Origin of the sequence: Palleronia salina, assembly GCF_900141995.1 — a bacterium.
Lineage (GTDB): Bacteria > Pseudomonadota > Alphaproteobacteria > Rhodobacterales > Rhodobacteraceae > Palleronia > Palleronia salina.
Window position 1 is genome coordinate 19,891 of sequence record NZ_FQZA01000010.1, and the last position, 22,960, is coordinate 42,850.

At 70.7% G+C, this 22,960-nt stretch carries 25 protein-coding genes; 5 read left to right on the forward strand and 20 right to left on the reverse strand.

What is annotated here, in order from left to right; all coding sequences use genetic code 11:
• Positions 1-8: 8 nt before the first annotated feature.
• Positions 9-407, forward strand: coding sequence for an META domain-containing protein (locus BUB76_RS13215; protein WP_073129273.1), 399 nt, complete (start codon positions 9-11; stop codon positions 405-407).
• Here the strand turns inward: BUB76_RS13215 and recO are convergent.
• The 3 genes from recO to era are packed head-to-tail and all read right to left on the reverse strand — an operon-like array spanning position 392 to position 2,391.
• Positions 392-1,123 (reverse strand): DNA repair protein RecO, encoded by a 732-nt coding sequence (gene recO / locus BUB76_RS13220; protein WP_139250873.1) that lies wholly within the window; start codon positions 1,121-1,123, stop codon positions 392-394. The two genes, BUB76_RS13215 and recO, sit on opposite strands and share 16 nt — an antisense overlap.
• Positions 1,120-1,449, reverse strand: coding sequence for a DUF1491 family protein (locus tag BUB76_RS13225; RefSeq protein ID WP_073129274.1), 330 nt, complete (start codon positions 1,447-1,449; stop codon positions 1,120-1,122). The genes recO and BUB76_RS13225 overlap by 4 nt, the downstream gene beginning before the upstream one ends.
• A gap of 36 nt (positions 1,450-1,485) precedes the next feature.
• Positions 1,486-2,391 (reverse strand): GTPase Era, encoded by a 906-nt coding sequence (gene era / locus BUB76_RS13230; RefSeq protein WP_073129275.1) that lies wholly within the window; start codon positions 2,389-2,391, stop codon positions 1,486-1,488.
• Positions 2,392-2,490: 99 nt separating this feature from the next.
• On the opposite strand from era, the gene BUB76_RS13235 reads away from it, so the two are divergent.
• Positions 2,491-3,447, forward strand: coding sequence for an NAD(P)H-binding protein (locus BUB76_RS13235; RefSeq protein ID WP_073129276.1), 957 nt, complete (start codon positions 2,491-2,493; stop codon positions 3,445-3,447).
• On the opposite strand, the gene BUB76_RS13240 is transcribed toward BUB76_RS13235, so the two are convergent.
• The 15 genes from BUB76_RS13240 to BUB76_RS13310 form a co-directional block, all read right to left on the reverse strand.
• Positions 3,432-4,307: a DMT family transporter gene (locus tag BUB76_RS13240; RefSeq protein WP_269085825.1), complete on the reverse strand. Its 876-nt coding sequence runs from the start codon at positions 4,305-4,307 to the stop codon at positions 3,432-3,434. The genes BUB76_RS13235 and BUB76_RS13240 overlap by 16 nt on opposite strands.
• Positions 4,304-4,981, reverse strand: a complete 678-nt coding sequence (rnc, locus tag BUB76_RS13245) for a ribonuclease III (protein WP_073129277.1) — start codon at positions 4,979-4,981, stop codon at positions 4,304-4,306. Before rnc ends, BUB76_RS13240 begins: the two co-directional genes overlap by 4 nt.
• Positions 4,978-5,763 carry a signal peptidase I gene (gene lepB, locus BUB76_RS13250; protein ID WP_073129278.1) on the reverse strand — a complete coding sequence of 262 codons (786 nt, stop codon included), beginning with the start codon at positions 5,761-5,763 and terminating at the stop codon, positions 4,978-4,980. Before lepB ends, rnc begins: the two co-directional genes overlap by 4 nt.
• 53 nt (positions 5,764-5,816) lie before the next feature.
• Positions 5,817-6,296 carry a nucleoside deaminase gene (locus BUB76_RS13255; protein WP_073129279.1) on the reverse strand — a complete coding sequence of 160 codons (480 nt, stop codon included), beginning with the start codon at positions 6,294-6,296 and terminating at the stop codon, positions 5,817-5,819.
• A gap of 155 nt (positions 6,297-6,451) precedes the next feature.
• Positions 6,452-6,868, reverse strand: coding sequence for a holo-ACP synthase (gene acpS, locus BUB76_RS13260; RefSeq protein ID WP_073129280.1), 417 nt, complete (start codon positions 6,866-6,868; stop codon positions 6,452-6,454).
• Positions 6,865-7,323 carry a hypothetical protein gene (locus tag BUB76_RS13265; protein ID WP_073129281.1) on the reverse strand — a complete coding sequence of 153 codons (459 nt, stop codon included), beginning with the start codon at positions 7,321-7,323 and terminating at the stop codon, positions 6,865-6,867. Before BUB76_RS13265 ends, acpS begins: the two co-directional genes overlap by 4 nt.
• On the reverse strand, positions 7,320-8,123 hold the full coding sequence (locus BUB76_RS13270) for an ABC transporter substrate-binding protein (RefSeq protein WP_073129282.1): 804 nt from the start codon (positions 8,121-8,123) through the stop codon (positions 7,320-7,322). Before BUB76_RS13270 ends, BUB76_RS13265 begins: the two co-directional genes overlap by 4 nt.
• Positions 8,120-8,833, reverse strand: coding sequence for an ATP-binding cassette domain-containing protein (locus BUB76_RS13275; RefSeq protein ID WP_073129283.1), 714 nt, complete (start codon positions 8,831-8,833; stop codon positions 8,120-8,122). Before BUB76_RS13275 ends, BUB76_RS13270 begins: the two co-directional genes overlap by 4 nt.
• Entirely contained in the window at positions 8,827-9,531 is a 705-nt protein-coding gene (locus BUB76_RS13280) for an ABC transporter permease (protein WP_073129284.1), read from the reverse strand. The genes BUB76_RS13275 and BUB76_RS13280 overlap by 7 nt, the downstream gene beginning before the upstream one ends.
• 130 nt (positions 9,532-9,661) lie before the next feature.
• A complete protein-coding gene (locus BUB76_RS13285; RefSeq protein WP_073129285.1) occupies positions 9,662-11,092 on the reverse strand; it encodes a hypothetical protein in 1,431 nt (476 codons plus the stop codon).
• Positions 11,077-12,147, reverse strand: a complete 1,071-nt coding sequence (locus BUB76_RS13290; protein ID WP_073129286.1) for a family 8 glycosyl hydrolase — start codon at positions 12,145-12,147, stop codon at positions 11,077-11,079. The genes BUB76_RS13285 and BUB76_RS13290 overlap by 16 nt, the downstream gene beginning before the upstream one ends.
• Positions 12,147-14,579 (reverse strand): cellulose biosynthesis cyclic di-GMP-binding regulatory protein BcsB, encoded by a 2,433-nt coding sequence (locus BUB76_RS13295; RefSeq protein WP_073129287.1) that lies wholly within the window; start codon positions 14,577-14,579, stop codon positions 12,147-12,149. The genes BUB76_RS13290 and BUB76_RS13295 overlap by 1 nt, the downstream gene beginning before the upstream one ends.
• Positions 14,576-17,002 (reverse strand): UDP-forming cellulose synthase catalytic subunit, encoded by a 2,427-nt coding sequence (gene bcsA / locus BUB76_RS13300; RefSeq protein ID WP_073129288.1) that lies wholly within the window; start codon positions 17,000-17,002, stop codon positions 14,576-14,578. The genes BUB76_RS13295 and bcsA overlap by 4 nt, the downstream gene beginning before the upstream one ends.
• A gap of 3 nt (positions 17,003-17,005) precedes the next feature.
• Positions 17,006-17,677: a hypothetical protein gene (locus BUB76_RS13305; RefSeq protein WP_073129289.1), complete on the reverse strand. Its 672-nt coding sequence runs from the start codon at positions 17,675-17,677 to the stop codon at positions 17,006-17,008.
• Between the two features lie 361 nt (positions 17,678-18,038).
• Positions 18,039-18,797, reverse strand: a complete 759-nt coding sequence (locus BUB76_RS13310) for a DUF1013 domain-containing protein (protein WP_073129290.1) — start codon at positions 18,795-18,797, stop codon at positions 18,039-18,041.
• A gap of 135 nt (positions 18,798-18,932) precedes the next feature.
• Between BUB76_RS13310 and BUB76_RS13315 the strand changes: the two genes are divergently transcribed.
• Genes BUB76_RS13315 through BUB76_RS13325 form a run of 3 tightly spaced genes read left to right on the forward strand, consistent with a single transcriptional unit; the run spans position 18,933 to position 21,750 of the window.
• Entirely contained in the window at positions 18,933-19,574 is a 642-nt protein-coding gene (locus BUB76_RS13315) for a ribonuclease T2 family protein (protein WP_073129291.1), read from the forward strand.
• Positions 19,571-20,650, forward strand: a complete 1,080-nt coding sequence (locus BUB76_RS13320; protein WP_073129292.1) for an AMP-binding protein — start codon at positions 19,571-19,573, stop codon at positions 20,648-20,650. The genes BUB76_RS13315 and BUB76_RS13320 overlap by 4 nt, the downstream gene beginning before the upstream one ends.
• Entirely contained in the window at positions 20,647-21,750 is a 1,104-nt protein-coding gene (locus BUB76_RS13325; protein WP_073129293.1) for a thiolase family protein, read from the forward strand. Before BUB76_RS13320 ends, BUB76_RS13325 begins: the two co-directional genes overlap by 4 nt.
• Here BUB76_RS13325 and BUB76_RS13330 read toward each other — a convergent pair.
• Both BUB76_RS13330 and cobM read right to left on the reverse strand, forming a co-directional pair.
• Positions 21,741-22,091: a hypothetical protein gene (locus tag BUB76_RS13330; protein ID WP_073129294.1), complete on the reverse strand. Its 351-nt coding sequence runs from the start codon at positions 22,089-22,091 to the stop codon at positions 21,741-21,743. The genes BUB76_RS13325 and BUB76_RS13330 overlap by 10 nt on opposite strands.
• A gap of 88 nt (positions 22,092-22,179) precedes the next feature.
• Positions 22,180-22,950: a precorrin-4 C(11)-methyltransferase gene (cobM, locus tag BUB76_RS13335; RefSeq protein WP_073129295.1), complete on the reverse strand. Its 771-nt coding sequence runs from the start codon at positions 22,948-22,950 to the stop codon at positions 22,180-22,182.
• Positions 22,951-22,960 lie beyond the last annotated feature (10 nt).

The window sequence follows — 22,960 nt, forward strand, 5'->3', positions numbered from 1 at the left end:
TTGGAAAGATGAAGCTGGGGGCGGCGCTTTCGTTCGGAGTCGCGCTTGCGGTCGCGGCGGGATGCCAGCGCGATGAAAGCGTCGCGCGCTACGCGCCGGCCGACGCCTACGTCCTGCAAAGCCTGAACGGGGCGCCCTTCGGGGCCGATGCGACGCTGAGCTTTCCCGGCCCGGATGGCGTCACCGGCACTGGGCCCTGCAACGCGTTTTCCGCGGCGCAGACCGTGCCCTACCCGTGGATCGAGATCGGGGCCATCCGCGCGACCAAACGCGCCTGCCCCGACCTTGCGCTCGAGACCGCGTATTTCGCAGCCTTGCGCGCGGTGACCCTGGCCGAGGTGTCGGGGCCGACCCTGATCCTGTCGAACCCCGGCGGCACCGAGATGGTGTTTCAGGCCAGGAACTGACGCTCCAGCCGTTCGACCAGGCGCGCGCGGGCGGCGGGAAGAGGACGCTCGCCCAAGGCGGGCGCCACCCGTTCCCCCAGGAAATGGCCGGTGATGGCGAGACCCTGCATGAGCTCGGTCGCGCTGGCCGGTCCCTGCCCCAGAAGGCAGGGCGGAAGCGGCAGCAGCCGCGCGGCCCAGTCGCCCGCCCCGTCCCGCGAAACCGCCCGGCCCGAGCGCGGCGACACGAAGGCCAGGTCTTCGCGGCTGCCGGTGGCGGCGCAGGAGGTCAGGTCCAGGCCGAAGCCCAGCTGCTCCAGCAGCGAGACCTCCCAGAACAGGTAGGACAGCGGCCAGTCGGCGTCGTCGCCCATCCGGTCCAGCAGGTCCGTGCTCTGGGCGTAGAGCAGCGGCTGCTCCTCGCGCTCGGGCAGCACGAAGGCCAGCAGCGCCGTGACCGATGTCAGCCCCGCCAACGCCAGCGCATCGCCCATGAGATGCGCGCGCGAGCGCACCGGCTCGACCGTGTAGTTGCCCAGGTGATCCTCGAGCCGCGCGCGCCAGGTGAGGGCCATCTGCGCGCCCGGTTGGAGCAGCGGCGCGAGCCGCCGGCCGGCCCCGCCCCGGACAACGCCCAGGTGGCGGCCGTGATCGGGGGTCAGCGCGTCGACGATGGCGCCCGATTCGCCGTGGCGGCGGACGGCCAAAACCAGGCCCTCCTCGCACCACTCGATCATTCCAGCCCCGGCTGATCCAGCAGGTGGCGCCCCTGCCGATCCTCGACCTCGATCACCCACAGGTCGGGGTCCATGCGCCGCTGGCTGGCGACCGAGGCGGCCACGTCGGCCTCGGGGCCGCTGGTCAGCTCCATCCACATGCGCGCGCCGGTCTCGAAGTCGAAGCTGCGCTGGAAGGCGCGCGCCTGCCCGTCCAGCGTGGCGACCACGACCAGCACCGCGCCGGCGGTATCGTCGCCGCGCGCGGTGACGAAGGCCGGGATGTCCTCGACCGCCAGCCGCCGCAGATAGGCGCGCACCCAGAAATCGGCGGTCAGCCGGGCCACGCCAGCCCCCGGACCATCACAAGAAATCCGCCGCGCTCAGGCGCCATCGCCGAAATCCAGCCCGATCTCGGTATAGCGCTCGGCCTCGTCCAGCCAGCCGGGCCGGACCTTCACCTGCAGGAACAGGTGGATCTTGCGGCCCGTGAACTCGGACAGCTCGGCCCGGGCAGCCTGGCTGATGGCCTTGATCGTCTCGCCGCCCTTGCCCAGCACGATGCCCTTGTGCCCGTCGCGCACCACGTAGATGACCTGGTCGACCCGGGCCGAGCCGTCATCACGCTCTTCCCAGCCCTCGGTCTCGACCGTCAGCTGGTAGGGCAGTTCCTGGTGCAGGCGCAGGGTCAGCTTCTCGCGCGTGATCTCGGCGGCGATCATCCGCATGGGCAGGTCGGCGATCTGGTCCTCGGGATAGAGCCAGGGCCCCTCGGGCAGCGCGCCGCCCAGCCACGCCTTCAGATCGTCGGTGCCGCTGCCGCGCTCGGCCGAGATCAGGAAGGTCTGCGCGAAGTCGTGGCGTTCGTTCAGCTTCGCCGTCAGGCCCAGCAGCGTCTTGGCCTCGACCCGGTCGATCTTGTTGATGGCCAGCACGACCGGCGCCTTGATCTCGCGCTCTTCCAGGGCCGACAGGATCGTCTCGACCCCGTCGGTCAGGCCGCGATGCGCCTCGACCAGCAACACGACGATGTCGGCATCCGCCGCCCCCGACCACGCGGCGGCGACCATGGCGCGGTCGAGCCTGCGGCGCGGCTGGAACAGGCCGGGGGTGTCGACGAAGACCAGCTGCGCGTCGCCCTCCATCGCCACGCCGCGGATCCGGGCGCGCGTCGTCTGCACCTTGTGGGTCACGATGCTGACCTTGGCGCCCACCATGCGGTTCAGCAACGTGGACTTGCCCGCGTTGGGCTCGCCCAGCAGGGCGACAAAGCCGGCGCGTGTGGTCATGTGGGTGTCTCCTATCGGGTCAAGGCGGCGGTCTATCCCATCGCGCGCGCCTTTGCCAGAACGCTTGGCCCGGCCCGCGCCGCCCCCTAGTCTGCGGCCATGGCGGGCATGCGGGTTCTTCTTCTGGGCGGCAGCGGCACCATTGGCCGCGCGGTGGCGTCCGAGCTGGTGGCGCGTGGCCACGACGTGATCTGCCCGCTCCGGCCCGGTGCATCGGCGCCGCCCGGGGTCGATGCGCGGGTGGCCCGGGTGGAGGACCCCGCATCGCTTCGCCGCGACGGGTTGGCGGGCGCGCGGGTGGACGCGGTCGTGTCCTGCCTCGCCTCGCGCACCGGCGTTCCGGCCGAGGCCGAGGCCATCGACCACCACGCCACCGTCGATGCCCTGCACGCGGCCCGTGACGCGGGGGCGCGGCGGGCCGTTCTGCTGTCGGCCATCTGCGTGCAGAAGCCGCACCTGGCCTTTCAGCACGCCAAGCTCCGAACCGAGGCGGCGTGGCGGGCCGCCGGGCTCGACTGGTCCATCGTGCGGCCCACCGCCTATTTCAAATCGCTGTCGGGTCAGATCGACCGGTTGCGCGCGGGCAAGCCGTTCCTGCTCTTCGGTGACGGGCGGCTGACGGCGTGCAAGCCGATCAGCGACCGGGACCTTGCCCGGTTCATGGCCGATTGCCTGTCGGACAGCGACAAGCGCAACCGCATCCTGCCCATCGGCGGCCCCGGCCCCGCGATCACTCCGCGTGAACAGGGTCACATGCTGTTCGAGGCGTTGGGCCGCACGCCCCGCTTTCGCAGCGTGTCGCCGCGCATCCTGTCGGGGGCCGCGCGGCTGCTGGACGCGGGCGCCGTCGCCCTGCCGCGCCTGCGCACCAAGGCCGAGCTTGCGCGGATCGGGCACTACTACGCGACCGAGTCGATGCTGGTCTGGGACCCGGCCATCGGCCGCTATGACGCCGACGCCACGCCCGAGACCGGCCGCGACACCCTGCGCGACCACTACGCCCGGCTGGCCGCCACGGGCACCAGCGACGCGCGTGGCGATCACGCCGTCTTCTGACGGCCCGAGCGCACCAAAGTGAAGATGCCGCTGCCCACGATCAGCACGGCACCGATATAGGTCGCGATGTCAGGCCTTTCGCCGAACAGCACCGCCGCCAGGATCAGGGCGAAGATCAGCCGGGCATAGCGGAACGGCGCGACCACCGACACCTCGCCCGTGCGCATCGCCCCGGTCAGCGATGTATACGCCGCGACGCCCACCGATCCCGCCGCCAGCAGGGCCAGCAGACCGGGCAGATCCGGCAGGCGGCTTTCGGCTTCGGCCACCGTGATGACCGCGCCTGCAATGACCACCATGGCGAAGCCCGAGACGCCAAGCTGCCAGCGCGAGAGCCGCGGGGTCGAGGCGCGCGTGGCAAGGTCCCGACCGGCGAAGCCGATCATGCCGCCAACGGCGAACAGCAAGGCGGGGCTGAAGCCGTCGCCGAAGGGCCGCAGGATCAGCAGAACGCCCAGGAACCCGATGCCCGTGGCGACCCAGCGCGACAGCCCCACCCGCTCGCCCAGCACCAGCGCCGCGCCCAGCGTCACCACCAGGGGCGCCGCCTGCAGGATGGCCGAGGTCGTGGACAGCGGCGCGAAGGCCAGCGCAAGCGCATAGAACAGTCGGCCCCCGATCTCGAAGCCCGAGCGCCACAGCATCACCGGCGACAGGTAATCCGCCGACCAGACCGGTTCGCGCGCCCGGGCCGACAAGAGCAAGAAAAGGACAAGACCCGTGGTTCCGAAGATCAGCGTGCCGATGCCCGCCGAGGCGCTGCGCGTGGCAGCCTTGAACAGCGCGTCCTCGATGGCGAACCCCAGCATCGCCAGCACCATGAATCCCGCCCCGAGCAGGTTGGCGCGGGTGTCGCTCACTCCAGCCGGTCCAGGAGGGCGGCGGCGGCCTGCTGCTCGGCGCCGCGCTTCGACGGCGCCTCGGCCCGCGCGCTCTGCCCGGTCTCGAGCCGCGCCTCGATGGTGAAGACGGGCGCGTGGTCGGGACCGCTGCGCCCGACCTCGACATAGCTGGGTGGCGGCAGCCTGCGCGCCTGCGCCCATTCCTGCAGCGCGGTCTTGGCGTCCCGGCTGTCGGCCTCGACCGTCTCAAGCCGCCGGGACCAGTGCCGCAGGATGATCTTGCGGGCGGCCTCGAGCCCGCCGTCGCGGTAGACGGCCGCGATCACGGCCTCCATCGCGTCGCCGAGCAGCGCCTCTTTCCGCCGCCCGCCCGAAATCATCTCGGACCGGCCCAATCGCAGCACGGCGCCCAGGTCGCAATCGCGGGCCACGGCGGCGCAGGTTTCCTTGCGCACCAAGGCGTTGAAACGCGGCGCCAGCTGCCCCTCGGGCGCGTCGGGATCGGCGGTCAGCAGCGCCTCGGCCATGACCAGGCCCAGCACTCGGTCGCCCAAGAATTCCAGCCGCTGGTTGTCTGGCCGGGTGGGCGAGCCGATCGAGCTGTGGGTGAGCGCGCGGATCAGCAGCTCGGGGTCACGGAAGTGGTGGCCGAGCCGTTCGGCGAACGCGGTCTGCTCGGCCGACAGCTTCATATGATCTCTTCGAAGAACCGGTCGCCGCGCCAGGTCCAGAAGAACAGCATGGACCGCCCGGCCGAGCTGAAGATCACGCGGTCGGCGCGGCCGATCAGGTTCTCGTAGGGGACGAAGCCCACGCCCATAGCCGACGGGCTGACCCGGCTGTCGGTCGAATTGTCGCGGTTGTCGCCCATGAAGAAATAGTGGCCTTCGGGGACGGTGTAGACCGGCGTGTTGTCGAGGCTCGCCTCACGGATATCGAGGATGTCGTGGGTCACGCCGCCGGGCAGCGTCTCGCTATAGCGCTGCTTGACGCAGTCCGATCCCAGCGCGACGCCCGCGTTCGAGCATTGCGGCAGGTTACCCAACGGGCCCTGCTTTTCGTAGGTCTCGACGAATTCGCCGGCGGGCTCCTGCGGGGCGGCCTCGCCGTTGATATAGACCACGCCCTGCTGCACCTGCACCGTGTCGCCCGGCAACCCGATCAGCCGCTTGATAAAATCGCTGCCGGTGACCGGGTGGCGGAACACCACCACGTCGCCGCGATCGGGCTCAGAGCCCAGCCAGCGGCCGTCGATGAACTTGCACATGGAAAACGGGCAGGAATGCTCGGAATAACCGTAAGCCATCTTGTTGACGAACAGGAAGTCGCCCACCAGCAGCGTGTCCTTCATCGATCCCGACGGGATCCAGAAGGGCTGGAAGAACAGCGTGCGGAAGATCCCCGCGATCAGCAGCGCGTAGACAATGGTCTTGACCGTCTCGAGAATGCCGTCGGTCTTTTCGGCCTTGGCCATGGGGGCCCCCTTCGTCGCAAGCTGCCGCTACATGAGTGGCCTGCCGCGGGGTGTCAAGCCGAGGCCTCGCGCGCACCGTAAAGGTTCAGCACATCGTCTTCCATCACGTGACCGGCCCAGTCCAGATCTCCGTCGCAGGCGGCGGCGAAATCGGCAAGTTCCAGCCCGTGGAACTGGAAATACCCGTCTTTCACGCGCGGCCGGCCCGCGGCGAAGACCACGCGCGAGATCCCGGCGAAGCGCAGCGCGCCCAGGCACATCTCGCAAGGTTGCAATGTCGTGATCAGCGTCTTGCCCGACAGGTCCGGATGGCCCTGGTCCGCGCAGGCATGGGCGATGGCCACGATCTCGGCGTGGCGGGTGGGGTCCTGGTCCACGTGGACCTCGTTGTCACCCCAGGCCATGACCTTGTCGCCATCCATCACGGCGGCCACGATGGGCGCGCCCTGCCCGCGCTCGGCCAGGCCTTGCGCGCGGGTGATGGCGCGGGCCAGCGTCGCGGTTTCGGCCTCGGTCGGCTCGGTTTCGGCCATGGCTGTGATCCTTGTCCTGATTGCCACGACGAACGCGGGTGTCCGGGCCCGGTTCCCGCCGTCACGCGGCGGCCCCGCCCCCTTTCGTTTGTCCCGAAATAGTCGAAAAAGCGCGCGAGTGGCAGCGCCTCTCGCATTGGCGCCAGCCGGTCCGCTCAGGTGGTTGCCGAGGCGCCGATGGGCCGCGCCTCGATCACCACGAAGGCCTGTGCCCAGGGGTGATCGTCGGTCAGCGTCACGTGGATGATCGCCTCGTGCCCCGGCGGGGTCATGGCGGCCAGGCGATCGGCCGCCCAGCCGGTGACATGCATCACCGGCTGGCCGGTGGGCAGGTTGCTGACGGCCATGTCCTTCCACGCGATGCCCATGCGCAGCCCGGTGCCAAGGGCCTTCGAACACGCCTCTTTCGCGGCCCAGCGCTTGGCGTAGGTGCCGGGCGTGTCGGCGCGGCGTTCCGCCTTGCGCTGCTCGGTCTCGGTGAAGACGCGGTTGCGGAAGCGGTCGCCGAACCGCTCGAGCGTGCCGGCGATCCGGTCGATATTCGCCAGGTCGGTGCCCACGCCCAGGATCATCGCGGGGCAATATCCGCGGTGACGACGCCGGTCTGCTGGTTCACCCCGACCCCCAGGGTCAGCGGCCGTGGGCCCGAGCCGTCCTGCACCACGCCGGGGATGGCAACCCGAAGCCCCCGTGCGGGGTCATAGCCCGCATCCGCCCGGTCCAGCGACAGGCCCGTGAAGCCCAGGCTGTCCCGGTGCGAGATCAATCGGCAGATATCGAATGGCTCCTCCGGGTCCGGAAGCAGCACCATGAGATGGGCCGAACAGCAGGCGGGCTCGCCGCCCGTGTCCAACGTGATGAAACGCACGGCCCCGTTGGCGAAGCTGCGGGTGTTGGCGTCCACGGGGAAGACGAGGTTGCGCGCATTGGCCTCGAACGTGTCGCAGTCGCGCAGGCCCTGCGCGACGCCCGGCGTGGCGGGCGAAAGCGCCAGACCCAGCGCGATGAGCGCAACCCCTGTCCTCATTCGGCCGGCGAGGCGTTGAAGGTGAACAGCTGCTCGCCCGCGACGCGGTAGCCGTCGATCAGTTCGGCCGCGGTGTCGGAAACCAGCCAGTCCTCCAGCTCGGCCGCAAGGTCGGCGCGGACGTCCGGGTGCTCGTCCTGGCTCACCGGCAGGTAGGCATACTGGTTGAACAGCACCGGGTCGCCCGAGAACAGCAGCGCGAGATCGCCCTTGTTGGCGAAGTTCAGCCAGCTCGCGCGGTCCGCCAGGATATAGGCATCCATGCCGGCGGCCGTGTTCAGGGCGGCGCCCATTCCCGCGCCCACGGGACGGTACCAGTCGCCGCGCGGCGCCACGTCGGCCGCGTCCCAAAGCGCCAGTTCGGCCTTGTGGGTGCCGCTGTCGTCGCCGCGGCTGACGAAGGGCGCACCGGTGGACGCGATGGCCGCCAAGGCCTCCGCCGCCGTCCCGGTGTCGGCGATACCCGCCGGGTCAGCCTCGGGCCCGATCAGCACGAAGTCGTTATACATGATCTCGCGGCGGTAGGGCGCGTGGCCGGCGGCGACGAACGCTTCTTCGGCCGGGCGCGAATGGACGAGGACGGCATCGACATCGCCCGCCTCGCCCAGGCGAATGGCCTGGCCCGTGCCCACGACCAGCAGCTGCACCTCGATTCCCGTGTCCTCGGCGATCGCGGGCAGCAGGACATCCGCCAGACCCGAGTTCTCGAACGACGTGGTCACCGCCATCCGCATGGTACGGTCCTGCGCGACGGCGACGCCCGCCCAAACGGCCAGAAGAATTGATAGAAAGGCTTTCATTCCAGGATATCCCCCCTGAGGAACGCGCGGGTTTCCGACCGCGCCGGTGTGTCAAAGAACTGCGGCGATGGCCCCGTTTCGACGATGCGGCCATTCATCATGAACCAGGCGTCGTCTGCCAGACGCCGGGCCTGTGCGAAATCATGGGTCGCCATGACGATCCTTGTGCCGCCGTCGCGGGCCGCGCGCAACAGGTCTTCGATCTCGCGCGTGGAACGGCCGTCGAGATTGGCCGTCGGCTCGTCCAGGAACAGCAGTTGCGGCGACCGGATCAACGCGCGGGCAGTGGCGAGCTTCTGGCGCTCGCCGCCCGACAGGCGCGCGGCGGGCTGGTCCAGCCGGTCCGACAGCCGGATGCGCGCGGACCAGTCCTCGATCAGCCGGGCGCGTTCGGCGCGGCCGACCCCGTGCAGCTTCAGCGGATAGGCCAGGTTCGCGGCGACCGAGCGGCGCAGCACCACCGGCGTCTGGAACACGAAGGCCTGCGCCGCGTGGGACTGGTCCGAGGGGCAGCCATGGCGCAGGCGGCCCGCGCTCAACCGCTCGATCCCGTGCAGGGCCTTCAGCAAGGTCGACTTGCCCGCCCCGTTCGGCCCCATCAGCACCGTGAGCCCGCGTCCCTCGACGGTCAGCGAGACGGGCCCCATGATGACCTGCCCCCGCCGACGCACGAGGCCTTCGGTCAGGGTCAGGGGGAACAGGCTCACCATCTGCCCTCGACCTCGGTCCGGCCCAGCCAGTGGGTCAGCAGGTTCACCCCCAGTGCCAGCCCGATCAGGACGAACCCAAGGCCCAGCGCCAGGGCGAAATCGCCGCGCCCGGTCTCCAGCGCGATGGCGGTGGTCAGCACGCGGGTGTGGTGCTCGATATTGCCGCCCACGATCATGATCGCCCCCACCTCGCCGATGGCGCGGCCGAACCCGGCCAGCGCCGCCGTCATCAGCGACCGCCGCCCGTCGCGGATCAGGGTCGCCACGCGCTGCAGCTTGCCCGTGTTCAGCGAGATCAGCAGATCGTGATACTCGGCCCAGAGATCGCGCATGGCCTGGTGGGTGATCGACGCGATCAGGGGCGTGATGATGATGACCTGCGCGATCACCATGGCCGTGGGCGTGAACAGCAGGTTCAGCACCCCGAAGGGCCCGGCGCGCGACAGCAGGATATAGACCACGAGGCCGACCACCACCGGCGGCAGCCCCATCAGCGCGTTCAGCACCGCGATGACGCCACGGCGGAAACGGAACCGCTGGATCGCCAGGAACGTGCCCAGCGGCAGCGCGATCAGGCAGGCGATGGCCAGCGCGCTGAGCGTGACCTGCAAAGACCTGAGCGAGATTTCGACCAGGTCCGCGTCGGCGGTAAGGATCAGCCGGATCGCCGCCGCGATCCCGGCCCAGATGTCGTTCATGCGCCCGCCTGCTCAAGCTTCGGCGCGAGATATTCAGCCCGCCGGGCCGACGTCAACCCGACATGCTGCGCCGCCCCGCTCGGCACGGCGCACCGCGCACCCTTTCCGTCCGCCGCGTCGGGACCGGCGATCAGCCCCGGGCGGCGTTCAGGCCCTTGCGGGTCTCGGGCGTGGCCAGCTGGTCGTGCAGGTCTTCGAACTGGCGATAGGCCGTGCGCCGGTCGCCCGCGTTCAGGTGCGCATAGGCCCGCATGATCGCGAGATCGCGGCGGATGCCACCGGTCAGCCGTTCGAGCGCGTCGAGATACGTGATCGAGCCCCGGAAATCGTCCTGCTGGAAGGCCCGCACGCCGCGCTGGTCCAGGATGACCGCCTCGACCTGCAACCGCTGCTCGTCCGTCAGGTCAGTGGTCGCTGCAAGCCGGGCGGCATCCTCGGTCATCTGGTTGGCGAGGAAGGCCAGGATCATGCCGAACCGTGCATCCCGCCGGACGACGGCGTCGAGCCCCGAGGTCGAGACGGTGCGGAAGGCCGCCAGCGCCTCGAGCGATCGGTTCTGGTTGTAGGCGCACCAGCCGCGCTCGTAGAGCACGTCGACCGAGCGCGGCGCCGTCGAGCGGTCGAGGCACTGCGCCCAGGCCCCGGCCCGCGCCGCCTCGCGCACCGAAGCCACCCGGGCGTCGCCCGTGTCGGGCAGCGCGCCCCGTGGCGGGGTGGCGCCCGCCTCCGGCGCGACCGGCACCGTCCGAGCGGGCGGGGTCGATGGCGCCGCCACGGCGCGACTGGCGGGCCGGGCCGTGGCCGTCCGGGCCGGCGCGGACGGGGCGGCATCGCCGGCGCCCAGCAGCTGCGCCTCGGCCGTGTCGATCGAGGCCCGCGCGGCGGGACGGCGGGCGCGGGCGAATTCGGCCAGCGTGCGCGTGTCGGCCGGGGTGCCGATGGAATGGGCCTTCTGCAAGGTGGCGACCAGCACGCCGGTATCGGTGCAGCTGCCCAGGACCCCGCGATAGGTGGCCAGCGCCGCGCCCGTGTCGCCGGTCTTGTGCTGCATCGTCGCCAGTTGCCACGCGTTGTTCACCCGGTCGCAGCGCAGGATGGACGGATTCGCCCGGACCGCCGCGATGGCGGCGGGGGCGTCGCCGGCGGCGATGGCACCGTCGAACGCGGCCTGCGTTTCGGCCAGCGACAACAGCTCCTCCATCTCGGCCGGCGGCTGCCAGTCGGGATGGACCGCCTTGAGGTGATCAAGTCGCCCGCGGGCCGCTTCGAGATTGCCGATCTCGATCAGCCGCCAGACGCGATTGGCCTCGTCGCCGGGGCCGTCGGTCGCCGACGCGCCACTGCCGATCCGGGTCAGGTCGTTGGGCGGCGCCCAATCGGGATAACGCGCCTTCAGCCGGGCGAGCTCGGCGCTGGCGGACCTGCGGTCGCCGGTCTCGACGTAGTATTTCAGCGCGCGCAGCTCGGCGGCGGGAAGATCGCGGGCCTCGGCCACGGGCGACACGGCGGCAAGGGCGAGGGCCAGCAGGGCGGCACGGTGCGGGATCAGATGGGGAAGCATTCGGGAAGCACGTCCATTTGGGCGAGATAGGCGAAAAGGTGAAGCGTGGCGGGGTAATAGGGCTGCGCGGCGTCGAAGGGCGGCATGGCCGAGCCCATGTTGCGATCGACTGCGCAGGCGGTCAGCGCCGCGATGGCGCGGTAGCCGGGATCGGCCGAGGTCTCGAGCACGGCACCGGTCGTCCCGTCGACCACCGTCGCCGTCAGCCCGTCGGGCACCGCGCGGGCCGAGCCCGGCGCGTAGGCACGCGCCACGGCCGGGTGGTCCGGTCGGGCCGACCAGATCATCCAGAGCGGCACGCGCAGCGATTCGTAGCCGGCGTTGGACGAGAATTGCAGCGCGTTGCCGAAGCCCCCGGCGGTCACCTCGACCCAGTCGGGCACGGGACCGAGCCGCGCCAGGTCGGCAAGCAATTCGTTTCCGTCCCGCGCCGCCGCCACCAGACGGGCGTCGCGGAACCGCGCGCCCAGCTCCTGCATGGCGCGCAGCATGTAATAGGACGGGTTGATCACGTGGCCGCCGTCGATGGCGAAGCCCTCGGCCCCCGGCACGAGCAACAGTCGCCCCTCCTGCCCCGGCCAGGGCGTGATGCAGCGGGCCGACAAGGCGGCGACGGTCGCCCCGGCGCGGCTGGCCAGCGTGGGCCGGTCGAACCGGTCGGCCCCGCGCATGAGCGCCCAGGCAAAGAACAGGTCCGCATCCGACGCGTTGTTGCGGTCGGGCACGGGCGTGGCCGCGTCCGGCAGCCAGCGCCAGCAGAGCAGCGCGTCGTCGCGCAGGGCCAGGTGCGCCAGCGTCCAGTCCAGCATGGCGTCGAACGCCGTCTCGTCGCCCAGAGCGCTGGCCAGCACCATGCCATAGCCCTGCCCCTCGGAATGGCTTGCACCGCCCTGAAGGCCGTCGACCACCCGGCCCGATGCCTCGAGATGCGCCGCTTTCCACGCCGCCCAGGCGCGGGCCAGCGGGTGGTCGCCCGCCCCGGACGCCGCCAGGGCACGGCCGTTACGGGCCAGCGGCAACGCCGCCAGGCCCGCCAGCAGATCGCGCCGCCGCATCAATCCGGCCTCCGCGTCAGGACGACCAGCCGCAGGGCGAGGGCCGCGAAGACAAGGGCCACGCCGAACAGCGCCGCGGTGAAATAGAGCGGGCGCCACGACGCGTAATTCCCGGCCACTTGCCGGAAGTTGGCGAGGGTCAGACGCTCGCGCAGCTCGGGCATGCGGCGGCTGTCGGCCCAGCTGCGCCAGGTGTCGTCATGGCCCAGCACCGCCATCTGGCCGTTCGGTCCCGCGATGCTGCGCCGGCCCGCCGCCAGTCGCGCGGCCACGTGGGCGAAATCCGTCCGGGGGCCCAGCACCAGCCACAGGCGGTCGGGCCGGGCCACGTCCAGTTGCAACAGGATCGCCTGCCCACGCTGCGCGTCGAGCCAGGCATCGGCGTCGGCATCGGCGTCCGGCAGCAGCCGTGCCTGGACGGCGGCGACGTTCGCGGCGACCGTGCCCACCGCTTGCCCGAACAGGCCGGCCAGGCGGGCGGTGCGCGGCGGCTCGGACCCGGCGACGGGGCCGATGAAGGGGCTGTCATCTGGCACCTCGCCGATCCGGGCATCATACGCCGGCGGCGGCAGCTCGACGATGGGCGACTTGGTCAGGACGTCGCGCAGGGCCAGCGGCGAGAAGCTATAATCCCCCATGGGAAGTCGCGGCAGGGCATCGGCGCTCAGCACGGTGAGATGCGCCGCGCCCTCGGACGGCATCCCGAGCGCGGTGACCAGCGACAGCCGGTCGGCCATCGACAAATCCGCGGCCCCCGACGATGCCAGGTCGAGATTCCCCGCCCGCAGCGCCGCGGTGGCCCCGCGCAGGTCCGGCACGCGCATCCGTGGCGAGGCGGGAACGGCCAGTGTCGTGCTGCCCCGGATCTCGAGCTTGGGGAATGCGTTCTCGGGGCAGGCGAAGTCCGACGGTGCGCCGGGGATCAGCGCTTCGAATTGCAGAAGATTGGGCCCCTCGCGCAGAAGGTTGGCGGCGAACTTGACCGGGAATTGTTCGATCAAGACGCCGCCTTCGTCCACCAGAGGCAGCAGGCGGACCGTCTCGCCGTTAACCTTGATCAGCAGCTTGGCCTCGTTCGGCAGCTTGCGCGCGTAGGCGTAGTCAAGATGCAGGACCGCCTTCTGCGCGGTCAGGATCAACCAGTCGCGCGGCAGGGTGAAGACCTGGCTGCGGTGGAAATAATGCGACGAGGTGCGGATGGTCTGCATGCCCAGATCCGACAGGCGCACCGGCCCGCCGGGCCGCATGAGGGTTCCGGCGCCCACCGACAGCCCACTGGTCGGCGACAGACCGGGCGCCTCTTCCCGCGCGTGGGCCATCAGCTCGTCGAACGCCACGCCAAGGGCGGCGTCCACGTGCTGGTTCGAGGATTGGGGGTCGAGCCGCAGGACCAGCACCTCGGCCCCGTCGCCGGCGCGACGGAACTCCATGTCCGGGCGGCCGTCATCGATGGCCAGCGCGCCACGGTGGATCAGGGTGATGCGGGCGTGCGAGGGCCCTTCGGGTGCCGCCTCGACCTCATCCGTCGTGTCCTCGGCGCTGGCGGGCGCGTCGTCTTCCGCGGGCGCCGCGACCACCGGCCAGCCACTGCTTTCGGCATAGCGCAGGGTGTGACCGCCGACCATCCGGCCGAGCCGGTACGCCGCGATGTCCAGCGTGGCCGCGACCCCCTCGGCGATGCCACCCGGATCGCGCAGCTCGATCGCGCGTCCCGCCACCGCGTCGCTCGCCACGGCGGCCACGAAGTCCGCGGATCCCGAGATCATCGGGCGTTCGTCGATGAGCGCGCCCGACGTCGCCAGGTCGAGATCGGTCCAAAGGTCGAACGCCGCCTCGGGCCCGCAATAGATGCGGTGCACCTGCGACAGCGCGATGCGGACGCGGTTCGCGCCGGGCAGCCAGACGTTCGACGGAACGGCCAGGCTGTCCGGCGCGTCGCCGGACGACTTGCCCAAGGGGAACGTGCCCACCGACACGTCGTTCACGAAGACTTCCATCGATGACCTGTCGGGCAGGACATCCACACCGCTTTCGTGGTCCAGCACCAGCTGTCCCCGGGGGGTGCCCTGGGGCAGGAACAAAGTGAACTCGGCCTCGGGAAATTCACCCTGCAACCGCAGGCGGGTCTGACCGGGCAGGATCGGCATGGGCGACAGCAGCGGCGACAGGATCGGTTCGCGGGCCTCGACCGCGACGGGGACCGGCCCGTTGGCGGGCCGGTGGAATTGCATGCGCGCCGCGGCGGCGGAAGGCAGGTCCATCTCGCCCGCGACCACGTCGATATTGCCGCTGGCCGGCGCGGTCTCGTCGACCGCCGTAAGGTCGGGGATGCGGATCATGCCGCCCTCTTCGGCCGGGGCCATCGCGGGCGCGGCGGCCAGTGTGCAGGCCGCCAGGGCCGCGAAGATGATCGTATGCGAGCGAAGGGTCATTGGCCGCGCTCCATCCCCTGGGCGCCGGATCCGGTGGCGCGCAACCCGGCAAAGGCGGCGGCAGGCTCGGCCACCAGGTCGTCATCTGTCTCGGGCGCGAAGGGCACGGTCTGACCGGTGGCCGCGAAATCCTCGTACCCTGCGAAAGCCACGATATGGGCCGGCGGCTCGAGCGCGATGGTCGAGTGCAGCGCCCGTTGCGCGGCGCGGCGGCGGCGCCCCGGCTCGGCCGCCAGCGCGGCAAAGGCCGACACGGTGCCGCGCAGCGACAGCCGCAGGATATACAGGATACCGCCCAGCAAGCCCTTCTCGTGGAAGTAATGATCGCGCATGGCGGCCCAGCGGCTTGATCTGCCATAGATCATCTGCGCCACCGTCTCGGCCACGATGGTCGGCTGGTTCTCGTCGTAGGCGATGCCCATGGCGATCTTGCCGCGCTCGCGGCGGGACCAGCGGACATGGCCCGAGATCGGGTGCGCCAGCGACGGCGCCTCGACCAGCGCGGGCAGGACGCGCAGCGGTGCCCCCTCGGCCACCTGGCCGGGCGCGATGTCGGGGCCATCGGCGATCTCCAGCGACAGGCCCGACAGGGAGCCATCGATGACCGTCGCGGCCATCTTGCGGTTCGGATGCCCCGCCAGCGCGACGATGGCAGGCTCGTCGAGCTTGACGCGCGGGGCGCCCCGGCGCTGTTGCGTCTCGCGCACGCAAGCCAGCGCGGCGCCCACGAGCACGAGGTTGAAGACCGCCCAGCCGCCCACGACCTGCAGCACCTCGCGGTCGCCGGGATAAAGCGAATACCGCACGCCCGCCGCGACGACGCCCAGCGCCAGCAGGCCGAACAGCCAGAACAGCGGCGCGGCGATCGGGCTGATCGCGGTTTCGTCCAGGGTTTCGTCCTTGGCGGTGACGTTGAACCGGGCCGCGCGCGGTTTCGCGAAGGTGCGCAGGACCGCGCGGCTGAGATAGGGCGCCTGCGCCGTCTCGTAGAGCTCGGACATCAAGGGCCACCGGGTCCGGTTGAACAGCGCGTTCTGCACGATGAAGGACGTGGCCACATAGGTCGCCATGTAGGCCACGACCTCGGCCCGGGTGGCGACGAAGATCTCGAGCCCGAAGAACAGGTACGCCAGCGGCGCCAGCAGGAACACCATTCGCACCAGCGGGAAGAACCAGAAGCTCATGGAGTTCACGTAGCACAGGCGCTGGGTCACGCTCAGGCCGCGGCGCATCAGCGGATTCTTCAGCAGCAGCATCTGCATCATGCCCGTGGCCCAGCGCCCGCGCTGCTGGATGAAGCTGACGAAGCTTTCGGGCTGAAGCCCGGCGATCATGGCGCGGTTGACGTAGATCGACCGCCACCCCGAGGCGTGGATGTCCAGCGCGGTCTCGGCGTCCTCGGTGATGGTCTCACCCGAGAAACCGCCGACACTGTCCAGCGCATCGCGCCGGATCAGCGCGGCCGAGCCGCAGAAGAACGCGCCGTCCCAGCGATCCAGCCCCCGGTGGATATGACCGTAGAACATCTCGTTCTCGGGGGGACAGTGGCTGACCGTGCCCACGTTGCGCATGATCGGATCGGGGTTGAGGAAGAAATGCGGGGTCTGCACGAGGAACAGGTCGTCGTGCTTCAGGAAATACCCCGCGGTCCGCGCCAGGAAATCGCGGCTGGGCACGTGGTCGGCATCGAACACCGCGACCAGGTCACCGTCGAGCAGGGCCAGCGCTGCCGTCATGTTGCCAGCCTTCGCATGTTCGTTGCGGGCCCGGGTGGAATAAATCACCCCGAGATCGGCACAGAGCGCCTGGAGCTCGGCCCGCCGCTCGGCCGCAGCCCGTGCCGTCGCCGGATCCTCGCTGTTGATCCGCTGGTCCGTGCCGCCATCGTCGCACAGCACCACGCGCAGCTTCTCGGCCGGGTAGTGCATGTTCCGGCACGCGGCCAGCGTCACCTTCAGCATCGCGGCCGGCTCGTTATAGCTGGGCACCAGCACGTCAACGGTGGGCAGCTCATCCACCCGCACGGTCGGCGGCACCGGCCGTGTCAGCGGATCGGCGGTCATGAAGGTCGTGAGGAAGAAAACGAGGATCGCGTAGGTCTCGGTGATCAGCAGCAGCATGGCGCAGGTGAAGGACAGCGGCGCGTCGAGCCCCGGCAGCGTTTCGGTCACCCGCCAGATCCAGTAGCGCAGGACCAGCGCCCCGGCGATCGCCAGAAGCGCGAAGCGGGGCGCGGCCCGGTCGGCCATCGGGCGCAACAACACGACGCACAGCACGCCCGTCACCCCCAGAAGAGCCTGGGCCCAGGTCGAGATCGGGATCGACGCCAAGATCACGCCGATGGCGCCCACCAGGACCCACAGGCTGACCGACGCCGCTTCGGCAAGCGGAAGCTGCCGGCTGGATTTGAAGAAGAACGCCATGGCTCAGCCCCCGGTCGGCGCCGCGAAGGGCGAGCGGTTCCGCAGGGTCGGTGCGGCGGCGGTGGCCCCAGCCCCCGCCGCCGGTGTGGCCGAAAGGGTCTCGGCCCGGATCGGCGCGAGCGCGGCACGCGCGTCGCCCCGTACGCAGTTGCGCATCATCACGTCGACCGCCGCCGCGCGGCCGGGCAGCGGGCGCGCCGACCGGTCCAGGCTGCGGACGGCGGCGACGCAGGTGACGCCGGGGCCCATGGCCTGTTCGGTCCAGAAGAAAGCGCCCAGCGCATCCGACCCGGTGCGCATGTTGCGATTGCTCAGGCTCCGGAACGGATAGGGCGCACCGCCCGAAAGCTCCACGAAGCGCTCCAGGTCGAACCGCGCGCCGCGCAGCGCGCCGCCGCCACGGGTGCGCAACAGCACGAAATTGTCGCCCGACAGCGACGTGTCGTTGGGCAGCGCGATGCGCTGTTCGCGCACACCCTGAAGGTCCCGCTCGAGCGTCAGAAGCCCTTGCGGCACGTGCAGCCACGCGCGCTGCGTATCGACCATGCGATACTGCGTCGTTTCCATGCGCTGCTGTATCGTCCGGTTCGACGACAACGCGGTCGGCATGCAGCCCGACAGCGCAAGCGCGCCCGCAAGCGCGACACATGCCAATGATATGCGGATACCGTTCATCCAGCCCGACCCTCGTCCCACGGCGCCTTGGGGCACCTTCAGCGCAGGCCGATAGTCGCCGCGAACGTGTCGCGGTTGATCGCTGCCCTGAACCTCAACAATGCGGGCCCGACATGCGCGGTCCCTTGTCCCGCTTGGTGCGGGATCTTGGCCGGATAAATCGCACGGCGAGACTTACGCGGGCGAGCGCCACGTCAGCCATCGCGTGAACTCCGCAAAACAAGTGGCGGAAAAATCACGGAAGTTGATGATTTCAGACGATCTCGTGGAAACGCCCAATACCACAGGTTGAATCGGGCGGATCGCGAAACGAAAAAGGGCGGCCAAAGCCGCCCTTGTCATACAGAATGTCGTGCGCCGATCAGGGCTGTTCGTCGTCCGAACCGCTTTCGCTCGGCAGGTTGAAGAAGCTGTCGGCGTCGGCCACGTCGCGGTCGTCTTCCTCTTCCAGCTCCTCGCCCGTGTCCGAAAGGCTGAAGGTCTCGAGCCCCGAGATCGCCGACGGCATCTTGGGCTCGTTGTCTTCACCCAGCGACTGCTCGGTCGAGACCAGCTTGCGCCGCTCCTCGTCGGACATGACCGCGCCCTCGCGCGCCTTCTTCGCGGCGGCTTTCTGGACCTGCTGGTCCAGCTCGGTCTGCTTGCACAGGCCCAGGGCGACGGGGTCGATGGGTTCGATGTTGTTGATGTTCCAGTGCGTGCGCTCGCGGATGGCCTGGATCGTCGGCTTGGTGGTGCCCACCAGCTTGGCGATCTGGCTGTCGGCCAGCTCGGGGTGGAACTTGACCAGCCACAGGATGGATGCCGGGCGGTCCTGCCGCTTGGACAGCGGGGTATAGCGCGGGCCGCGCCGCTTTTCCTCGCCCACGGCGGACGGGTTGAACTTCAGCTTCAGCTTGTGGAGCGGGTCGGCCTCGGCCTTCTCGATCTCCTCGGCGGTCAGCTGGTTGTTGGCAACGGGGTCGAAGCCCTTCACACCGGCCGCCACGTCGCCGTCGGCGATGCCCTGCACCTCGAGCTCGTGCAGGCCGCAGAAATCGGCGACCTGCTTGAAGGTCAGCGTCGTGTTGTCCACCAGCCAGACGGCGGTGGCTTTGGCCATGATCGGCTTTTCGGACATCGCTTGGCGCTCCTCATCTCAGACATGTCTTCCCCGTGGCCCGGATCAGGGGCCGGGCCCCCAGGGCCCAAGTTCGCATTGTCGGGGAACTCAAGGTGCATATAGTCGGCCCGTGCCTTCGTGGAAAGACCCCAAATGATACGCCTTCGTCACGTCTTCGCCGCCGCGATCCTGCTGTCATCCGGCCCCGCGACCGCGCAGGATCGCGCCGGGGCGTTCGACTATTACGTCCTCGCGCTGTCCTGGTCGCCCAGCTGGTGCGCGCTTGAAGGCGACGATCGCGGGTCGCCGCAATGCGCCGCGGATGCAGATTTCGGATGGGTGCTGCACGGGCTGTGGCCGCAATACGACCGGGGCTACCCCGAATATTGCAACACCGCGCAAGCCGACCCCAGCCGCGCCCAGACCGCCGCCATGGCCGACATCATGGGCGCCCCCGGCGCGGCGTGGTACCAGTGGAAAAAACATGGCCGCTGCGCCGGGCTGGCACCGCGCGACTATTTCGACCGGGCGCGCCAAGCCTTCGACGCCGTGCAGAAACCGGCGGTGTTCCGGCGGCTCGACACGCCCGTCCGCCTGCCCGCCCGCGTGGTGGAAGAGGCGTTCCTGAAGGACAACCCCGGCCTCTTTCCCGATGCGCTGACCGTAACCTGCCGCGACCGCCGCATCCAGGAGGTGCGCATCTGCCTCACGCGCGACCTCGAGCCGCGCCGCTGCGGCGACGACGTGATCCGCGACTGCACCCAGCGCGACGCGCTTATGGATCCCATCGAATGAGGCTGGAGCGTCACCGCGCGGCGCGGCTGGTCGCCGGGGATGACGGCGGATTGCTGGACGCGCTGGCCGCCGGACGCGACATCACCGCGGGGCCGGACGGGCTGCGCGACACGGGCGGCGACGGGCGGTGGATCCGGGTGGCCAGTGGCGGCACCACCGGCGCGCCCAAGGTCATCCGCCGCAGTGCCGCCAGCTGGCGCGCGAGCTTCGAGGTCAACGCGCGACTGTTCGATATCGGGCCCGGCGCGGTCGTGGCGACGCTGGGCCATGTCGGCCACTCCCTGACGCTCTACGCGCTGGCCGAGGCCGCCGCGCTGGGCGCGGGATTGCTGGGTTTGCAGGGTATGCGGCCCGACGCGCAATTGCGCGCGCTCAGCGACCACGGCGCCACGCATCTCTGGGCGACGCCGACGCAGCTGGGATTGCTCGCCGGCCGGGGCGCGGTTCCGACGCTCGACCGGCTGATCGTCGGCGGTGGGGTCCTGACCGCCGCGCAGGCCGAGGCGGCCCGCGTCACGTTTCCCACGGCCCGTCTGAGCACCTTCTACGGCGCGTCCGAGCTGAGCTTCGTCACCGTGGACGGAACGCCCTTCCCCGGGGTCGAGCTGCGCCTGCGCGACGGGCTGATCTGGGTGCGCTCGCCCTACCTTTTCGACGGCTATGACGCGGGCGCCGACCCGCTGACCCGACGCGACGCGGACGGCTTCGTCACCGTGGGCGAGCTCGGGCACATGGAAAAGGGCCGCCTCGTCGTCACGGGGCGCGCGGGGCGCCAGGTGAACGTGGCCGACCGGCTGGTCAGCCCCGAGCCGGCAGAGCAGTTCCTGGCCGACCGGGCCGGGGCGCCGGTGGCGGTCGTGGCCGTGCCCGACCCGCGGCGCGGCGCGCGGCTGGTGGCGGTGCGGCAGGGCAAGGCGGATCCGTCGCTCGACGCGGCCTTGCTGGCAGACTGCCGGCGCGCCGTGGGCGCGGCCGGGACACCGCACAGGGTCGTGACGGTGCCCACCCTGCCCCGCCTGCCGTCCGGCAAGCCCGACCTCGACGGCCTGGCGCACACTCTCGCCGCGCTGGCGTGACCGGCGTCGCCATCCTGTCGGCCTGCCGCAGCCCCGTGGCGCCGCGCGGCGGCGCCCTGGCGGGGCTTCAGCCGCACGAGATCGCGGCGCCGGTGATCCGCGTCCTGCTGGAACGCGCGGGGCGCGGGCCCGACGACGTGGACGAGTTGATCTGCGCCAACGCCCTGGGCGCGGGCGGCAACCCGGCCCGGCTGGCCGCGCTGGCCTCGGGCCTGCCGCTGCGGGTCGCCGGCCTTACGATCGACCGGCAATGCGTCGGCGGCCTGGACGCCGTGTTGCTGGGGGCCGCGCTGATCCGCTCGGGGGCGGCGCGCTGCGTCATCGCGGGCGGGGCCGAGAGCTATTCGCGCAGGCCCCTGCGCGCCACCGGCACGCCCGACGCGCCCCGCTTCTACGACCGACCGCCCTTCGCGCCCGCGGGCTTTCCCGACCCCGACCTCGCCGCGGCCGCCGATGCGCTCGCGACCCGGGTGGGGTTGAGCAAGGCCGAGATGGACGCCTTCGCCGCGGGCAGCCACGCCAAGGCCCTGGCCCACCCCCCGCGCCCGCCCGAACTCGTGCCGATGGCCGGGCTCGAGCGCGACAGTTTCACCCGGGCCCTCACCCCGCGGATTGCCGCGCGCGCGCAGCGCCTGGTGGGCCAGATCACGGCCGCCAACAGCGCCGTGGCCGCCGACGCCGCGGCCTTCGTTCTGCTGGCCCGCTCGGACGATGCGCCGACGGCCCCGCGCATCGCGGAGGGTGTCACGCTGGGGGCGGATCCCGCCAACCCCGCCGCTGCGCCGGACGCGGCCATCGCGCAGGTGCTGGACCGCGCCGGGATCGGGCCCGGCGGCCTGTCCCGGATCGAGCTGATGGAGGCCTACGCCGCGCAGGCCATGGCCACCGCGCGCGCGCTGTCCCTGCCGGAAGAACGGATGAACGTCGGCGGCGGGGCGCTGGCTCGCGGGCATCCCATCGGGGCCTCGGGCGCGGTCAACCTGGTGCGGCTGGTGCACGAACTGGCGTGCGCGCCCGGCCTCGGCCTCGCCGCGATCGCGGCGGCGGGCGGGTTGGGCACGGCCGTGCTGATCGACGGCCGCGCGAGAGATCAGATGTGAATGTCGCTGGTCGGCGGTTTCGGCAGGATGCGCACGAAATCCACCGGCGCGTTCTCCGCGCAGGCGGTGAAACGCTTGAAATCGAACCTGTGGGCATCCGCCTCGATCGTGCCCGAGCTGACCAGGCACCATCCCAGAAGCTTTTCGCCTTCGTAAAGCTCGACCAGGCCACGCAGGTGCCGCGCCATGTCCGGCGCCACCGCGAATCCGCCCTTCCAAAGATGAAGAACCGGGATGCGCCGGCCGTTCGACACGACGGACAACCGTCGCTGCCGGGCAATCAGCCGCGCGCGGCCGATGATTTGCTCGGGCGCCAGATCCTCAGGTAGGTATGCACTCATTACCGTTCCCCCCGGAAAAATGTATACCAGAGTTGGATCGATTTGTCGTTACGGCAAGTCCCCGGGAGACTAACACTTTACGCCTAGGTCATCCCTTCGCGGCGCGCGGCCGCAGGACGTGCGGCATCGCCGGATCGTAGAGCGCGCTGTCCTCGAAATCGGTGACCTCGCCCATGACCGGCCCGACGAGGATCAGCGCCGTGCGCGTGATCTTCGCCGCGCGCACCTTCTCGCGGATATCCGACAGCGTGCCGCGCAGGAAAAGCTGGTCGGGCCAGCCCACGCGGTAGGCCACGACCACCGGGCAATCGGCGCCGTAGTAGGGCACCAGCTGACGCTCGATCTCGCGCAACGCGCGCACGCCCAGGTGCAGCGCCAGCGTGGTGCGCGAGCGCGCGAAAGTCTCCAGCGTCTCGTGCTCGGGCATCGAGGTCGACTTCATGCTCATCCGCGTCAGCACGATGGACTGGCCCACGCCCGGCACCGTCAGCTCCTGTCCCAGCGCGGCCGCGGCCGCGGCATAGGCCGGCACGCCGGGCACGATCTGGTAGTCGATCCCGTCGCGCTTCAGCCGCCGGATCTGCTCGGCGATGGCGCCGTAAAGCGACGGATCGCCCGAATGCACCCGCGCCACGTCCTGCCCGCGGCCATGGGCGGCCAGGATCTCGGCGTGGGTCTCGTCCAGCGTCATGGGGGCGGTGTCCAGCACGCGCGCGCCCTCGGGCGCCTCGGCCACCACAGCTTCGGGCACCAGCGACCCGGCATAAAGACAGACCGGACAGGCCCGGATCAGCCGCTGCGCCTTCAGGGTCAGAAGCTCCGGATCACCGGGCCCGGCGCCGATGAAATAGACCGTCATCGCGCTTCAC

Coding starts and splice junctions, on each gene's coding strand:
- BUB76_RS13215 (WP_073129273.1), top strand. CDS start 9: ATGAAGCTGGGGGCGGCGCTTTCGTTCGGAGTCGCGCTTGCGGTCGCG.
- recO (WP_139250873.1), bottom strand. CDS start 1,123: ATGATCGAGTGGTGCGAGGAGGGCCTGGTTTTGGCCGTCCGCCGCCAC.
- era (WP_073129275.1), bottom strand. CDS start 2,391: ATGACCACACGCGCCGGCTTTGTCGCCCTGCTGGGCGAGCCCAACGCG.
- BUB76_RS13235 (WP_073129276.1), top strand. CDS start 2,491: ATGGCGGGCATGCGGGTTCTTCTTCTGGGCGGCAGCGGCACCATTGGC.
- rnc (WP_073129277.1), bottom strand. CDS start 4,981: ATGAAGCTGTCGGCCGAGCAGACCGCGTTCGCCGAACGGCTCGGCCAC.
- lepB (WP_073129278.1), bottom strand. CDS start 5,763: ATGGCCAAGGCCGAAAAGACCGACGGCATTCTCGAGACGGTCAAGACC.
- BUB76_RS13255 (WP_073129279.1), bottom strand. CDS start 6,296: ATGGCCGAAACCGAGCCGACCGAGGCCGAAACCGCGACGCTGGCCCGC.
- acpS (WP_073129280.1), bottom strand. CDS start 6,868: ATGATCCTGGGCGTGGGCACCGACCTGGCGAATATCGACCGGATCGCC.
- BUB76_RS13265 (WP_073129281.1), bottom strand. CDS start 7,323: ATGAGGACAGGGGTTGCGCTCATCGCGCTGGGTCTGGCGCTTTCGCCC.
- BUB76_RS13270 (WP_073129282.1), bottom strand. CDS start 8,123: ATGAAAGCCTTTCTATCAATTCTTCTGGCCGTTTGGGCGGGCGTCGCC.
- BUB76_RS13275 (WP_073129283.1), bottom strand. CDS start 8,833: ATGGTGAGCCTGTTCCCCCTGACCCTGACCGAAGGCCTCGTGCGTCGG.
- BUB76_RS13280 (WP_073129284.1), bottom strand. CDS start 9,531: ATGAACGACATCTGGGCCGGGATCGCGGCGGCGATCCGGCTGATCCTT.
- BUB76_RS13285 (WP_073129285.1), bottom strand. CDS start 11,092: ATGCTTCCCCATCTGATCCCGCACCGTGCCGCCCTGCTGGCCCTCGCC.
- BUB76_RS13290 (WP_073129286.1), bottom strand. CDS start 12,147: ATGCGGCGGCGCGATCTGCTGGCGGGCCTGGCGGCGTTGCCGCTGGCC.
- BUB76_RS13295 (WP_073129287.1), bottom strand. CDS start 14,579: ATGACCCTTCGCTCGCATACGATCATCTTCGCGGCCCTGGCGGCCTGC.
- bcsA (WP_073129288.1), bottom strand. CDS start 17,002: ATGGCGTTCTTCTTCAAATCCAGCCGGCAGCTTCCGCTTGCCGAAGCG.
- BUB76_RS13305 (WP_073129289.1), bottom strand. CDS start 17,677: ATGAACGGTATCCGCATATCATTGGCATGTGTCGCGCTTGCGGGCGCG.
- BUB76_RS13310 (WP_073129290.1), bottom strand. CDS start 18,797: ATGTCCGAAAAGCCGATCATGGCCAAAGCCACCGCCGTCTGGCTGGTG.
- BUB76_RS13315 (WP_073129291.1), top strand. CDS start 18,933: ATGATACGCCTTCGTCACGTCTTCGCCGCCGCGATCCTGCTGTCATCC.
- BUB76_RS13320 (WP_073129292.1), top strand. CDS start 19,571: ATGAGGCTGGAGCGTCACCGCGCGGCGCGGCTGGTCGCCGGGGATGAC.
- BUB76_RS13330 (WP_073129294.1), bottom strand. CDS start 22,091: ATGAGTGCATACCTACCTGAGGATCTGGCGCCCGAGCAAATCATCGGC.
- cobM (WP_073129295.1), bottom strand. CDS start 22,950: ATGACGGTCTATTTCATCGGCGCCGGGCCCGGTGATCCGGAGCTTCTG.